General features: G+C 69.8%; 13 protein-coding genes. 9 read left to right on the top strand and 4 right to left on the bottom strand.

The window, feature by feature from the left end; genetic code table 11:
* The first annotated feature begins 461 nt into the window (after positions 1-461).
* From ACZ6WN_RS07560 to ACZ6WN_RS07540, 5 genes are all read left to right on the top strand, one after another.
* Positions 462-1,301, top strand: coding sequence for a sensor histidine kinase (locus ACZ6WN_RS07560; protein ID WP_465863764.1), 840 nt, complete (start codon positions 462-464; stop codon positions 1,299-1,301).
* Entirely contained in the window at positions 1,282-1,974 is a 693-nt protein-coding gene (locus ACZ6WN_RS07555; protein WP_357334602.1) for a response regulator transcription factor, read from the top strand. The genes ACZ6WN_RS07560 and ACZ6WN_RS07555 overlap by 20 nt, the downstream gene beginning before the upstream one ends.
* A 239-nt stretch (positions 1,975-2,213) precedes the next feature.
* Positions 2,214-3,461: an exopolysaccharide biosynthesis polyprenyl glycosylphosphotransferase gene (locus ACZ6WN_RS07550; protein WP_465863761.1), complete on the top strand. Its 1,248-nt coding sequence runs from the start codon at positions 2,214-2,216 to the stop codon at positions 3,459-3,461.
* A 103-nt stretch (positions 3,462-3,564) separates the two neighbouring features.
* The gene (locus tag ACZ6WN_RS07545) at positions 3,565-5,628 is read left to right on the top strand and encodes a protein kinase domain-containing protein (protein ID WP_465863760.1); all 2,064 of its coding nucleotides are present in this window, start codon (positions 3,565-3,567) and stop codon (positions 5,626-5,628) included.
* A 10-nt stretch (positions 5,629-5,638) separates the two neighbouring features.
* Positions 5,639-6,475 (top strand): 3'(2'),5'-bisphosphate nucleotidase CysQ, encoded by an 837-nt coding sequence (locus tag ACZ6WN_RS07540; RefSeq protein WP_465863758.1) that lies wholly within the window; start codon positions 5,639-5,641, stop codon positions 6,473-6,475.
* 683 nt (positions 6,476-7,158) lie between these two features.
* Here the strand turns inward: ACZ6WN_RS07540 and ACZ6WN_RS07535 are convergent.
* On the bottom strand, positions 7,159-7,644 hold the full coding sequence (locus ACZ6WN_RS07535; RefSeq protein ID WP_465863757.1) for an SRPBCC family protein: 486 nt from the start codon (positions 7,642-7,644) through the stop codon (positions 7,159-7,161).
* Positions 7,645-7,688: 44 nt separating this feature from the next.
* Between ACZ6WN_RS07535 and ACZ6WN_RS07530 the strand changes: the two genes are divergently transcribed.
* Together ACZ6WN_RS07530 and ACZ6WN_RS07525 are read left to right on the top strand one after the other, a co-directional pair.
* The gene (locus ACZ6WN_RS07530; protein WP_465863756.1) at positions 7,689-8,429 is read left to right on the top strand and encodes a dienelactone hydrolase family protein; all 741 of its coding nucleotides are present in this window, start codon (positions 7,689-7,691) and stop codon (positions 8,427-8,429) included.
* Entirely contained in the window at positions 8,429-8,941 is a 513-nt protein-coding gene (locus ACZ6WN_RS07525; protein WP_465863755.1) for a gluconokinase, read from the top strand. Before ACZ6WN_RS07530 ends, ACZ6WN_RS07525 begins: the two co-directional genes overlap by 1 nt.
* A 153-nt stretch (positions 8,942-9,094) precedes the next feature.
* On the opposite strand, the gene ACZ6WN_RS07520 is transcribed toward ACZ6WN_RS07525, so the two are convergent.
* A complete protein-coding gene (locus ACZ6WN_RS07520) occupies positions 9,095-9,994 on the bottom strand; it encodes a crotonase/enoyl-CoA hydratase family protein (protein WP_465863754.1) in 900 nt (299 codons plus the stop codon).
* Positions 9,995-10,096: 102 nt separating this feature from the next.
* Here ACZ6WN_RS07520 and ACZ6WN_RS07515 point away from each other — a divergent pair, with 102 nt between their 5' ends.
* A complete protein-coding gene (locus ACZ6WN_RS07515) occupies positions 10,097-11,236 on the top strand; it encodes a sensor histidine kinase (RefSeq protein ID WP_465863752.1) in 1,140 nt (379 codons plus the stop codon).
* Positions 11,233-11,901, top strand: a complete 669-nt coding sequence (locus ACZ6WN_RS07510; RefSeq protein ID WP_465863750.1) for a response regulator — start codon at positions 11,233-11,235, stop codon at positions 11,899-11,901. The genes ACZ6WN_RS07515 and ACZ6WN_RS07510 overlap by 4 nt, the downstream gene beginning before the upstream one ends.
* Before the next feature lie 13 nt (positions 11,902-11,914).
* Here ACZ6WN_RS07510 and ACZ6WN_RS07505 read toward each other — a convergent pair whose 3' ends face one another.
* A complete protein-coding gene (locus ACZ6WN_RS07505) occupies positions 11,915-12,691 on the bottom strand; it encodes a hypothetical protein (protein ID WP_465863749.1) in 777 nt (258 codons plus the stop codon).
* Positions 12,691-13,413 (bottom strand): ABC transporter ATP-binding protein, encoded by a 723-nt coding sequence (locus ACZ6WN_RS07500; RefSeq protein ID WP_465863747.1) that lies wholly within the window; start codon positions 13,411-13,413, stop codon positions 12,691-12,693. The genes ACZ6WN_RS07505 and ACZ6WN_RS07500 overlap by 1 nt, the downstream gene beginning before the upstream one ends.
* Positions 13,414-13,498: the final 85 nt, after the last annotated feature.

Raw genomic sequence — 13,498 nt, 5'->3', positions numbered from 1 at the left:
CTGAGTGTGCCCAGGCGGAGATCGGGAACCTGTTCTACAGTGCCCCAAGTTTGGGGATGACCTGGGACAACGTGTCCCGCAATGTAGGTTGTGGACGACCTCGAAATTCTAGGGCTCCTCAATTCTCGGTATTGGCCCGAAATGCACTCCCCTGGCGATACGGTGCTGATTACGTTTCCTTCAGCGAAGGTTTCGGTCACAACATTTCAAATTGGGACGGCCCGACAAGCTCGGGCTGGGGGATCAGGGCCTGGACACGGCCCGTCTCGGACACATACCTCACTGGCCGACCCGTCCTGGGGAGCAGTATGTCTATGTCCATTTTCACGCGGATCAACTCGGGTTGGTTAACCACCGCCTACGCAACGACCACCGCAGTCTTCATCGGCGTGCAGAGCTTTCTGATCGCCGTCCTTCAGGGGCCTTGGGTCTCTTTCCATGCTCACGGAGCACTCCTCTGGGTGCTCCTCACGGCCATCGTCATCACCAGCTCGCTCGCGGCCGCTGCGGCCCTCCTGCTCGGTGCCGTGCGCATCTACCGGCGCGTGTGCGCGGCGGAGGCGAAGGCGGCCGACGAGATCTACCACGACCTGCTCAGCGCGCGTGAGACCCAGCGTCTCCACCGAGCCCGGATGCACGAGGTGACCTCGACCCTCGCCGGCGTTCGCTCGGCCAGCGAGCTGCTGTGCAACTCCGAGACGCTCGACCCGGAGCGTCGCGTCGCGATGATGACCATGATGGGCAGCGAGCTCCGGCGCCTGGAGCGCCTGGTCCGCTCGCACCGCAACGGCGCCGACACGATGCCGGTCGACACCGGGGTGATCGACGTCGACGCGGTGATCCACAACCTCGCCCTGGCCCACGAGGCCGGCGGCGCCACGATCGTCCACGAGCCGAGCAACGCGCTCGCCGCCGGCAGCTCGGACGCGGCCGCGGAGATCGTCAACATCCTTCTCGACAACGCCGCCAAGCACGGCTCCGGCGCTGTCGACGTCACGGTCCGGCACGAGCAGGGCGAGTCCGGTCACCTGGTCATGATCGAGGTCTCCGACGACGGCCCCGGGGTAGACCCCGAGGTGCGCGAGCGGATCTTCGAGTGGGGCGTCCGGGGGCCCGACTCGGCCGGCCAGGGGATCGGGCTCAACGAGGCCCGCACCGTCGCCGAGCGGATGGGCGGCTCGCTCCTCCTCGCCGCCGTGGAACGTACAACCTTCGTGGTCACTCTTCCCAGCGCCGTGATCCCGCGCGCCACGATCGAAGCACAGCAGGAAGGCGTCTCCGATGACGTTGTCGCCGCGTAGCCAGTATCGAGTGGTCATCGTCGAGGACCATGTCCTCTTCGCCGAGTCGCTCGAGCTCGCCGTCTCGATGGAGGGATACGACGTACGCCGCATCCCGATGCCCAGCGAGCCGGTCTCCACCGCCACGATGGTCTCCGTCGTGCTCCGCAACAAGCCGAAGGTCGTGCTCCTCGACCTCGATCTGGGTCGCTACGGCGACGGCGTACGCCTCATAGAGCCGTTGGCCAAGGCCGGCGTCGACGTGGTCGTGGTGACCGGCGCGATCGAGGAGGCGCGCTGGGGCCAGGCATTGCGCAACGGCGCCCGCACGGTGCTGTCCAAGTCACGCCCGCTCGGCGAGATCCTCGGCACCGTCAGGCGCCTCTACCAGGGCGCCTGCGTGCTCGCGGTGAGCGACCGCGAGCGGCTGATCCGGGTCTGGTTCGAGCGTCAGCACGAGGTCTCCGAGCTGAGCCGCCGCATCGAGCAGCTCACCAAGCGCGAGTCGCAGGTGCTCGGTCACCTGATGCTCGGCCGCACCGTCCACGAGATCGCCGTCATCGGCGTCGTCTCGGAGGCGACCGTGCGCACCCAGGTCAAGTCCATCCTCGCCAAGCTCCAGGTCACCTCCCAGATCGCCGCCGTCGGTCTCGCCCATCGCCTCGGCTGGCGGTCTCCCCAGTCACTGGAGTGATCCGACTGGTCTAGACCAGTGGGTTCCGGTTCCCTCATTTGGTCTAACCGGACCCCCATCGGCCCCCACCGACCGCTTCCGTCCCGCATTGTTCATGCATGAAGTAGCGTTCGGGCGCCCAGCAGCTATGGGGGAGATGGATGACGATAGAGCTGGCGTCGGTGGAGACAGCGGTCCCGCTGGACATCTACCGCCGGAGGGTGTCTGCCACGGCACCCTCCCTTCGGTTGCAGGCCTCGATGGTCGATGGTCTCGCACTGATGATCCTCGCGCCGCTGATCGTGGGACAGGAGATCGTCCACGCGCTCGTGTGGGGTCTGCTCTGGGGACTGGCCACCAGGATCACCGCGCCGAAGATCCTGCCCGGCGCCGAGCGTCTGCGAGCGACGGTCTCGGGGGTCTTCAAGGCGTTCATGGCGATGAGCATGGCGACCTGGCTGCTGGGTGCGGTGGTCGAGCTTCCGCAGGCACAGCTGGTCGTGCAGACCATCCTCGGACTGATGACGGCGCTCGCGTTCCGGGTGGTGGGCTACATCTTCAGCTCCCGGCCGCGCACCCCGCTGCGTGTCGTCGTGGTGGAGGCGGCCCATGACCACGGTGCGATCCCGGAGTGGACCCACCGGCTCTCCGGTGGCCTGATGGAGGCGGCTGCGGTATGCCGCGCCGACGGTCTCTCCGGTGCGATCGCCTCGGTCGCGCCCGACGCCGTGCTGGTGGTTCCCGGGCCCGACCTGGCCGGCCGCGAGATCCAGCGGCTGGCCTGGACGAGCGAGTCCTTCGGCCTGCCGCTGCTGGTCAGCACCCGGATGCAGGACGTGACCCCGCAGCGTACGTCCTCGATGCGGCTGGGCTCGATGACCCTTCTCTACGTCGACGAGGCCCTGCGGGCGCGGCTGACCCGGGTGGCCAAGTACGTGTGGGAGTGGTTCGCCGCGGCGGCTACCGTCACCGTCCTCCTCCCGGTCTTCGCCGTGATGGCGGTCGTGATCAAGCTCGACTCCCCGGGCCCGGTCTTCTTCCGGCAGGTGCGCGTCGGCCGCAACGGCAAGCAGTTCCGGATCTGGAAGTTCCGCACCATGGTCGTCGACGCCGAGTCGCTGCTGCGTACGCTCGACCACCGGCCCGGCCACGTCCTCTTCAAGCTCCGCGCCGACCCGCGGGTGACCCGGGTGGGGCGGGTGCTGCGGAAGTACTCCCTCGACGAGCTGCCGCAGCTGTTCAACATCGTGCTGGGCCAGATGTCGCTGGTCGGGCCCCGACCGGGCCTGCCGAGCGAGGTGGCGATGTACGATCGGGACTCTCATCGCCGACTCGCGGTTGCACCCGGTCTGACCGGGCTGTGGCAGGTCTCGGGGCGATCGGACCTCTCCTGGGAGGACACGGTCCGCCTGGACCTGGACTACGTGGACAACTGGACGCTGCTGCGGGACTTCGGAATCGTCGTTCGTACAGTCAAAGCTGTTGTGCGTGGCTCTGGCGCCTACTAGTGAGTGTCGCCTAAACTCCCAGGCCGTTGTGTGAGCAACCCAACACGTACGAACAACTGGATCCTCGACGGGAACGTCCCCCATGCAAACCTCCCCCCACCCCATGATTGCCGGCCGATACGAGCTGCACCGCCTGATCGGGCGAGGCGGTATGGGCGAGGTATGGCAGGCCATGGACCTCACCCTGCAGCGCTGGGTCGCGGTCAAGGTCGTGCGGACGTCGGCGGACCCGACGATGATCGAGCGGTTCCGGCGGGAGTCGCTCTCCACCGCGGCGGCCAGCCATTCCGGCACCGTGCAGATCCACGACGCGGGGATCGAGCGCACCGGCAACGGGCCGATGGCCTTCCTCGTGATGGAGCTCCTGACCGGCCCCGACCTCGGCGAACGACTGCGCTCGCACGGTCCGTTGATGGCCCGGGAGGCTGGTGAGATCATCGTCCAGGCCGCGCGCACGCTTGCCGCGGTCCACGCCCAGGGCATCGTCCACCGCGACATCAAGCCGTCGAACCTCGTCTACGACAGCGACCGCCGGATCAGGATCGTCGACTTCGGGATCGCCCAGCTCGCCCGGCTGGGTGACCAGCGGCTGACCTCCACCCACGATGTGGTCGGAAGCCTCGGCTACCTCTCGCCCGAGCGTGGCTCGGGCGGGGAGGTCGGTCCGCCGAGCGACATCTACTCCCTCGGCTGCGTCTTCTACGAGATGCTCACCGGTCGCACCCCCTACTCCGGCGGCGCGCCGGCGACGATGGTCTACCAGCACGCCACCGCACCGATCCCGCGGGTCAGCGGTGTGGTCCAGGTGCCGACGATCATCGACGACCTGGTCGCGATGATGATGGCCAAGGCCCCCGAGCAGCGACCCACCGCGCACGACGTCGTCGCGGTGCTCACCGGCTCCGGCCCGCTGCCGGTCTTCGACGCGCGGGTGCCCAGACAGCGCGCGACGCACGCGTCGGGTCCGATCAGCACCTCCGGTGCCTACGAGGCGTTCGGTGGGAGCGGCTCGTTCCCCGCTGCCAGGTCGACCGGGGCGACCGGGTCGACGGGGGCAACCGGCTCGTCCGGGGCGTTCGCGCAGATCGGTTCCAGCGGGTCGTTCCCGACCGGCGGGTCCCGGGCGGCGAGGCCGTCTGGGACCAACCGGACGTTGAGCATCCTGCTGGCGGTGGCCCTGGTAGGTGTCGCGGTCGGCGGCTTGGCGACCTTCGCCTCCTTCCGGAGCACGTCGGAGTCGGCCCGGGCAGCCGCGCTCAGCGAGGCGCTCCCGGAGAGCATCGAGCTGGCCGTCGACGTGATCTTCGAACGCGACGCGCTCCAACCCGTTGCGCAGGCACCGGTCAACGTACGCTCCACCTACCTGCACACGACCGACCTCGCGGTCGAGGAGTGGCAGACGGCCGTCGCCGGGATCGATGTCGACGGTGACGCCGAGCTGCGGACGCTCCATCACGACATCAGCGAGGTGCTCGACGACTTCGAGCTCTACCGGGTCGAGATGCAGGAAGGCGACCGGGCCAGCCAGGATGCCGCTCGTGAGGTCTACACCGGCCTGGCCAGCAACCTGCTGATGCTCGCGGCGCAGGTGCCGGAGCTGGAGGACGACCAGAACGGCGACCGGATCCGCAACCTCAGCAAGCTGACGGACGCGGCCGAGGCGTTCAGCATCGAGCGGGAGCTCATGGTCGTCGCGCTGTCCGAGAACGAGATCGGCACGAAGTCGGTCAAGGAGCTGACCGACGCGGAGGCCGCCTGGGTGAAGGCGTCCTCGGCGTTCTACTCGGGTGCCGCGCCCGACCTGCAGGCGGAGCTCGACCGGGTCTCCGACGGCACCTTCGACAAGGGCTCGGGCGCGATGATGGTGCAGCGTACGGTCCGCGACGTCGCCGCCAAGGGCAGCATCGACGGGGTCGCCACGGAGCTGAAGGCGGCGTCGAAGGGCGAGCCGATCGTCCGCACCTGGTCCGATGGTGCCGTCGAGTACATCCAGAGCCTTCTCCAGGTGATCCTGAAGTCGGCCGAGACCATGGCCGACGTCGTCACCGACGAGCACGAACGTGCCAAGACCGGGCTGGTCCTGCGCGCGGTGCTGACCGGGGTGGCGCTGGTCGCCGCGATCGGGCTCGGACTGGGCCTTTATCGGACTCGGCGGGTGCCTCGCTAGAGTGCCGCGGGTGACCTTCGAAGCGGAGCCAGAGAAGACCAAGCAGAGCGACGCCGGCGTGCCCACGCCTGAGATCCTCGCCTCCGACCACCTGCTGGCCGCCTGGCTCGCCGAGACCGCCGGTCGCCGGCTGCTCGAGGTGCGTGCCACCTCCGGCCTGGAGGGCAAGGAGCTCAAGGACGCCGGTGACCTGGCGGCCCACGAGCTGCTGATGGAGCTGGTCGCCACCTACCGTCCGGAGGACGCCGTCCTGTCGGAGGAGGGCAAGGACTCCAAGGAGCGGCTCACCAAGGACCGGGTGTGGATCATCGACCCGCTCGACGGGACCCGCGAGTTCTCCGAGCCGCCGCGCGACGACTGGGCGGTGCACGTGGCGCTGTGGGCCTCCTCCAACGGCGGTGAGCTGATCGCCGGTGCGGTCGCGCAGCCGGCGCTGGCGGACGCCTCCGTGCAGAGCACCTTCCACACCGGTGCCGCACCGGTCGTGCCGCCCTCGACCTCGACCCGCCCCCGGATCGCCGTCTCCCGCAGCCGCCCCCCGGCGTTCGTGGAGGCGCTGGCCGAGGAGCTCGGCGCCGAGCTCGTGCCGATGGGATCGGCCGGAGTGAAGATGATGTCGGTCGTGCGCGACATCTCCGACGCGTACGTGCACGCCGGCGGGCAGTACGAGTGGGACTCCGCCGCTCCCGTGGCGGTCGCGGCTGCTGCTGGGCTGTTCACCTCGCGCATCGATGGCTCGCCGTTGCGCTACAACCAGGACGATGTCTATCTGCCTGATGTGATCGTGTGCCGGCCGGAGCTCTCCGAGCAGATCCTCTCCTTCATCAAGCGGCATGGGGTGGAGTGACGCCGTCTCGGATGCCCTGGCTCGCCGGTCTTTCTTCGCCGCGGTTGGGTGAATGTGTTTTGGTCGGCTGTGGGCCGCCGACCCGTTCTTGAGTGTTTCTCGACCTGGCCCGGAGTCAAGGACGGCCTGCGGCCGCCGGCTTCGCCGGCCGCTTGCGCGGTCCTGGACACCGGACCATGTCGAGAAAGATTTGGCTGGCTATCGGGGCGGCGGCCCGGGTGTGGCCGCGGACGATTCAGTTCTCGGCGGGTGACTGTTCTGGGGCGAACGAACATTCGTTCGTCCCATCGAACCTCCCTGCCGCAGGTCCGCGCACCGCGGTGAAAGAAAAGTTTCTTTCACCCACCGACCCCACACCCCGGCAGCGGACGGCCCGGGCACGAACGAACGTTCGTTCGTCTCCCGCCCCTACCCGACCAATCGGGACGAAACAACACCGGCCGAAATCCCCAAGCCCGTGCCCAACCAAGACCGTCGCACCAAACCCCTGCCGCCGACCCGATAGCCAGCCAGTCTTTTCTCGGCGACGGCCGGTGTCAAGGATCGCCGAAGGCGACCGGCGAAGCCGGCGGCCAAAGGCCGTCCTTTACTCCGGACGCCGCCGAGAACACCCTCCAAGCAAGGGTCGGCGGCAAACCCCAACCACAAAGAACGCCAACCCGCCGACGCGCAAGAAGCAAAGCTCAAGCGCCGACCAACAACTCCTCGAGCGACTCCAGACTCTGCCGCGCATACCCCTTCCACATCCACCCGAACACAGGCATCGCGAACGAGGCGAAACCAGAGGCGGGCGTGACGTCCCACGACCAGGTGACCCGCGTGCCGGTCCCGGCCGGGGCGAAGGACCAGCGCCCGCCGACATGCCCGACCAGGAGCTTGAGCGGGCCGGTGAGCGGCGTGATCTCGTAGGAGAACGACGAGGGGGCGTCGACCTCGGTCAGGGTCTCGCGCATCGTCGCGCCGTCGGCGAGGACGATCGTGCGGGTCTCGCCGGCGGCGTCCCAGCCGCCGGCCTGGTCGCGGACCTCGGCGATGGGGCCGATCGCGGCGTACCGGCGACCGAAGATCTGCGGCAGCGGCGCGGGGAGGACGCGGGCGAGGGCGGTTTCGTACGCGACCGGGATCGCGCGGGAGGATTCGAGGTGCAGTGCCTCGGGATGCTGGGTCATGAGGACGAGCATGACACCACCTGCCTGCCGGTAGCGTGAGGGTCGTGGTCGAACAGATCGAGATCGAGACACCGGACGGCATCGCCGAGGCCTATCTGGCCCGGCCCGAGAGCGCACCGAAGGGCGGTGTCCTCGTCTACATGGATGCCATCGGCCTCCGGCCGCAGCTGGCCGAGATGGTCGAGAGGGTTGCCTCCTGGGGCTATGTCGTGCTCGCCCCCAACGTGTTCTACCGCGACGGCAGGGTGGCCGAGCTGGCTCCGACGGCCGACCTGCGGGAGCCCGCGGCGAGGGATGCGTTCTTCGCGGACGGTGCGATGGCCCGGGTCCGGGCGCTGAGCGTGAACCGGCTGGCAGCCGACATCCCGGCGTACGTCGAAGCCCTCCGGACGTACGTCACCGGCCCGCTCGCAACCCACGGCTACTGCATGGGAGCCCGGATCGCGGTGCGGACCGCGGGGCGGTTCCCGGACGAGTTCGTCGCGGTCGCCGGCTTCCACGGCGGTGGGCTGGTCACCGCGGAGGAGGCCTCGCCGCACACCTGCATCGCCGGGACGCGGGCGGAGTACTACTTCGGGCACGCCGACCATGATCGCTCCATGACGCCGGAGAACGTCGCCGACCTCAGCACGGCGCTCGACGACGCCGGGGTGATCTACACCAACCTCATCTACCCCGATGCCCCGCACGGCTACACGATGGCCGACACCTCCTCCTACCAGGAGGCCGGGACTCATCGGCACTTCGCCGATCTCGAGGCGCTCTACGCCCGTACGATGGCGTGATGGCGAACCCCGTACTTGTCGTGATGGGAGTCTCCGGCTCCGGGAAGTCGACCATCGGGGCGGCGATCGCCGGGCGGCTGCGGGTGCCGTTCGAGGACGCCGACGACCTGCATCCGCCGGCGAACATCGAGAAGATGACTGCGGGGATCGCGCTCGACGACGATGACCGCTACCCCTGGCTCGAGGCGGTCGGGGAGTGGCTCGCCCGGCATGCCGAGCGCGGTGGCGTGATGAGCTGTTCGGCGCTGAAGCGGAGGTACCGCGATCAGCTCCGGCGGCACTGCCCGGAGGTGACCTTCCTCCACCTGGAGGGCACCCGCGAGGTGATCGCGAGGCGCCAGGCCAGCCGCCCCGGCCACTTCATGCCGGCCACGCTCCTGGACAGCCAGTTCGCGACGCTCGAGCCGCTCGAGCCGGACGAGGCCGGGATGGTCCTCGACGTCAACCAGCCGGTCGACGCGATCGTCGAGGAGTACGCCGGCCGCATCGGTGCCCAGGACGGGGCCCAGTAAGCACCGAGAGGCGGCCGACACGCGCCCATCTCGGGTTGGGCACTGCGTGTCGGCCGCGGCCACGCCCGGGTGAGGGACCAGCGGGCGGGCCCACTTTCGACCGTAACCCAGGATGCTTCCGCAGAACAGAGGGTCTTCGACTGTCGCTGCAGGTCAGCCCGTAAAATGTGTGGGGTAGAAGACGTCCGGAACCTCGGACGCCTTCGAGGTGAACTCCGGGGCCCGCTTCTCCAGGAACGCGGCGACGCCCTCCTTGCCGTCGCCGATCGAGGCGTAGAACATCGCCAGCGAGTCGGACAGGTGCGCCTCGAGCGGATGGCGGGCGGAGGCGTTGCGGGTGATCAGCTGGCGGACGAGAGCGGTGCCGACCGGCGACCGGTTCTGGGTGAACCTCCGGGCCAGCTCGAAGGCGGCGGGCAGCAGCTCGTCGGGCAGGTGGATGCTGCGGACGAGGCCGCCGTCGAGAGCCTGGTCGGGGTCGAGGATCTCCGCGGTGTAGAGCCACTCCAGCGCCCGCGGGACGCCCACCACGCGCGGCAGGAAGTAGGAGGAGCAGGCTTCGGGAACGATGCCGAGCTTGCCGAAGACGAAGCCGATCTTCGCCTTCGAGGAGGCCAGCCGCGCGTCCATCGCACACAGCATGGTGGCGCCGATCCCGACGGCCGGGCCGTTGACCGCGGCGATCACCGGCTTGGGGAGCGCGTGGATCGCGAGCGTGACCTTGCCGCCCGTGTCGCGTACGCCCTCGGCGTACTCGGGGTGGTTGGCCGGGTCGGCGAGGTGCTCGGCGAGCCTCTCCGGCGTCGGCTGCAGCGACTCGTCGAGGCCGAAGACGTTCCCGGAGGCGGAGAGGTCCATCCCGGCGCAGAAGGCCCGCCCGGCGCCGGTCACGATCACCGCGCGCACCTCGTCGGCCATCGCGTCGGTGGTGAAGACCTCCTCGAGCTCGCGCGCCATCGTCACCGTGAACGAGTTGAGCGCGTCGGGGCGGTTGAGGGTCAGGAGCGCGATGCCGTCGGCGTCCACGTCGAAGGTCAGGGTCTCGTAAGCCATGGGTCACAGTCTGTATCGACTGCGTTCGGCTATGGAAGGGCGGGTCTGCCTACTGTCGAAAGTCGGTACAGCCCGGTCAGGACGGCAACTACCGTGGTGAGCGTGAGTCTGCTGCGACGGCCCCGCCTGTCGGCTCGGTCATTTCCCGCGCCGATCCTGTCGGGCCTCCTGGTCGTGGCGGTCGCCGCCGAACACCTCTACATGAGCGAGGCCGGCCATCCGCAGTGGTCGGGCTGGTCGGCGCTGGCGGGCGTCCTCGGCGTCACCCTCGCGATGTGGGTCCGGCGCAGGCATCCGGCCCTCGCGGTCGCGCTCGTGTGCGCACTGGTCGGCGGCACCGTGGTGGCCAACGACGGGTGGATCCTGATCAGCTACGTCGCGTTCGCGGCCCTGGTGAGCTTCCTCGTCGGCAGATTGGCCGACCAGGTGTGGCCGTCGGCCGTCGTGGCGGGCATGGCCGTGGTGATGCTGACGGTGCTGGACACGGTCGTCAACGGCGGCGGGGTGCAGGTCGCGATGGCCGGCAACATGATGATCTTCATGGTGCTGCCGTGGCTCAGCGGTCGCTACCTGCGTCAGGTCGCTCGCCACCACTCGACCGAGATCGAGCAGGCCCAGCTCACCGAGCGTGCCCGGATCGCCCAGGAGATGCACGACTCCTTGGGCCACGAGCTCAGCCTGATCGCGCTGCGCGCCGGTGCGCTCGAGGTGGCGCCGGGGCTGTCCGACGCCCACCAGGAGGCGGCCGGTGCCATCCGTGCGGCCGCCGCCGGGGCCACCGCGCGGCTCGGCGAGATCGTCGGTGTCCTCCGACCCGCTGCCGAGGAAGCCCCGCTGACCCCTGCCGGGGCCGGGATCGGTGGCCTCGTCGAGCGCGCGCGTGAGTCGGGGATGGACGTACGCCTGACGGGATCGCTCGACGAGGGGGCCGTCCCGGTGCGGGACGCGGCCGTGCACCGGATCGTGCAGGAGGCGCTCACCAACGCCGCCCGACATGCTCCGGGGTCGTCGGTGACGGTCGCGGTGGAAGAGCACGAACCCGACGGCGTACGTCTCTCGGTGAGCAACGGCCGGGCGACCCTCCCGCCGCGGGCCGGCACGACGACCGGGCTGGGCCTGGCCGGGCTCGAGGAGGCGGCCCGCGCGGCCGGCGGCAGATTGCGCCACGGCCCCGTTCCCGGCGGAGGCTTCGAGGTGGTCGCCGACCTGCCCGCCCACCACCGGCGCGAGGCCGCGCTGTGATCCGGGTGCTGCTGGCCGACGACGAGGCGATGGTGCGGGCCGGCGTACGCGCGATCCTCGAGACCGACGAGGCGATCGAGGTGGTCGCCGAGGCTGCCGACGGCCGGGAGGCGGTCGAGGCGGCCCAACGTCACCGGCCCGATGTCGCGCTGCTCGACGTCCGGATGCCGCGGATGGACGGTCTGGCGGCGGGGGCCGAGATCGCCCGGACCGCCCCGGAGACCGCGCGGGTCATGCTGACCACCTTCTCCGAGGACGCCTACATCGCCCGGGCCCTCGGTGACGGGGCGAGCGGGTTCCTGTTGAAGTCGGGCGACCCGCGCGAGCTGCTCGCGGGGGTCCACGCCGTCGCCGACGGCGCTGCCTTTCTCTCGCCACGGGTCGCCCAGCGCGTCATCGCCGAGATCGGCGCCGGTGCCGGCGACCGGATGTCGCGGGCCGCGGACGCGCGGGCCAAGGTCGCCGTGCTCACCGACCGTGAGCGCGACGTGATGGCGCTGGTCGGCGCCGGGCTCTCCAACGCCGAGATCGGCCGCCGTCTCCACCTCGTGGAGGGCACCGTGAAGGCCTATCTGAGCAGCGCCTTCGGCCGTCTCGGCGTACGCAACCGGGTGCAGGCAGCGGTCCTCGCTCACGAGGCCGGGCTCGTGGGCGAGGACCGCTAGCAGGGCGAAGGCCTCAGGCGTCACGCCGGCGGAACACCAACTGACCGGCGAGCAGCGTGACCACCGACCAGGCGGCGAGGAGCCCGAGACCGCCGCTGGGGCCGTAGGGGAGCCCGTCGTCGAGCCCGAAGAGGGTCGCGATCCCGATGCCGAGGTATTCCGTGCCCGCCGTCCCCGGCAGGTAGTAGGACACGTCGGTCATCAGGTCCATCCCGCTCATCATCAGCACCATCGGCAGCAGGAAGAGCACCAGGAAGGCCACGACCAGCGCCCCGGCGGTGCTGCGCAGACCGACCGCGAGCCCGATGGCCAGCGCGACCACCACGCCCAGGTAGATGCTGACCTTGCCGGCCACCGTGGCCACCGAGGAGACGTCGAAGACGCCGTAGTCGCCGGCGGTCAGGTAGCCGAGGCCGGCACCCAGGACGGCGAGGAGCGCCCCGGCGACCACCGCCACCACCTCGACGACGACGAGCTTCGCGACCAGCACCCGGCCGCGCCGGGGCTCGCACTGCAGCGTCGTACGCATGCTGCCGGAGGCGTACTCCGAGGTCACCGTCAGCAGGGCCAGCGCGATCAGCGCGAACTGGGTGAACAGCAGCCCCGCGGTGGCGACCTCCTCGACGTGGAGCAGCTGGTCGGCGTGGGACAGGTCCGGGTTGGGCTCGGCGGCGTCGAAGCCCAGCGGGACGGCGTAGAGCGCCATCAGCGCCGCCGCACCGATCAGGCACCACCAGGTCGAGCGGACCGACCAGAGCTTGGTCCATTCGGACGAGATCGCAGCCAGCATCAGGCCACCTCCCCGGCGTACTCGACGCTTCCCGCGGTCAGCCGGAAGTAGGCCTCTTCCAACGAGGAGTGTCCGGCGAGGAACGAGGCCATCGAGGAGTCCGCGAGCAGCCGCCCGCGGCCCAGCACGATCAGATGGTCGGCGGTCTGCTGCATCTCGCTCATCAGATGGCTGGAGACGAGGACCGTACGCCCCTCCGCGGCGAGCGACCTCAGCAGCTTCCGGATCCACAGCACCCCGTCGGGATCGAGCCCGTTGACCGGCTCGTCGAAGAGCATCACCCGCGGGTCGCCGAGCAGCACGCCCGCGATCCCGAGCCGCTGGCTCATCCCGAGAGAGAGCGATCCGGCCCGGCGGCGCCCCACCCCGGCCAGGCCGACCCGCTCGAGCACCTCGTCGACCCGGGCCACCGGGATCGAGTTGCTCCGCGCCATCGCCACCAGATGCGTACGCAACCTCCGTCCCGGGTGCACGGCACGAGCGTCCAGCAGCGCACCGACCTCGCGCAGCGGACGCCGCAGCGAGACGTACGGACGTCCGTCGATCGTGGCGGCCCCCGACGTCGGCCGGTCCAGGCCGAGGATCATCCGCATCGTGGTGGACTTCCCGGCGCCGTTGGGGCCGAGGAAGCCGGTGACCCGGCCGGGCTGTATCTGCAGGGTGAGATCGTCGACCGCGGTGGTCGCGCCGTATCTCTTGGTCAGGTGGTCCAGAGTGATCATGCCTCGAACCTAGGGACGCGCGGGGCCGGGCACAGTGGACGAAAAGCAGCCGTCCCTACCGACGAAGGTCAGTAGGGACGGCGGC

The sequence above is a fragment of the Nocardioides sp. NPDC054178 genome, from assembly GCF_055585005.1.
Note: the sequence above shows the minus strand (reverse complement) of the source record. Positions and strands in the feature narration are given on the sequence as shown.

What these genes read in the sequence shown, in the direction of transcription:
- ACZ6WN_RS07555 (WP_357334602.1), top strand. Translation starts at nt 1,282, where the DNA reads ATGACGTTGTCGCCGCGTAGCCAGTATCGAGTGGTCATCGTCGAGGAC.
- ACZ6WN_RS07550 (WP_465863761.1), top strand. Translation starts at nt 2,214, where the DNA reads ATGGTCGATGGTCTCGCACTGATGATCCTCGCGCCGCTGATCGTGGGA.
- ACZ6WN_RS07545 (WP_465863760.1), top strand. Translation starts at nt 3,565, where the DNA reads ATGATTGCCGGCCGATACGAGCTGCACCGCCTGATCGGGCGAGGCGGT.
- ACZ6WN_RS07535 (WP_465863757.1), bottom strand. Translation starts at nt 7,644, where the DNA reads ATGACCCAGCATCCCGAGGCACTGCACCTCGAATCCTCCCGCGCGATC.
- ACZ6WN_RS07525 (WP_465863755.1), top strand. Translation starts at nt 8,429, where the DNA reads ATGGCGAACCCCGTACTTGTCGTGATGGGAGTCTCCGGCTCCGGGAAG.
- ACZ6WN_RS07520 (WP_465863754.1), bottom strand. Translation starts at nt 9,994, where the DNA reads ATGGCTTACGAGACCCTGACCTTCGACGTGGACGCCGACGGCATCGCG.
- ACZ6WN_RS07505 (WP_465863749.1), bottom strand. Translation starts at nt 12,691, where the DNA reads ATGCTGGCTGCGATCTCGTCCGAATGGACCAAGCTCTGGTCGGTCCGC.
- ACZ6WN_RS07500 (WP_465863747.1), bottom strand. Translation starts at nt 13,413, where the DNA reads ATGATCACTCTGGACCACCTGACCAAGAGATACGGCGCGACCACCGCG.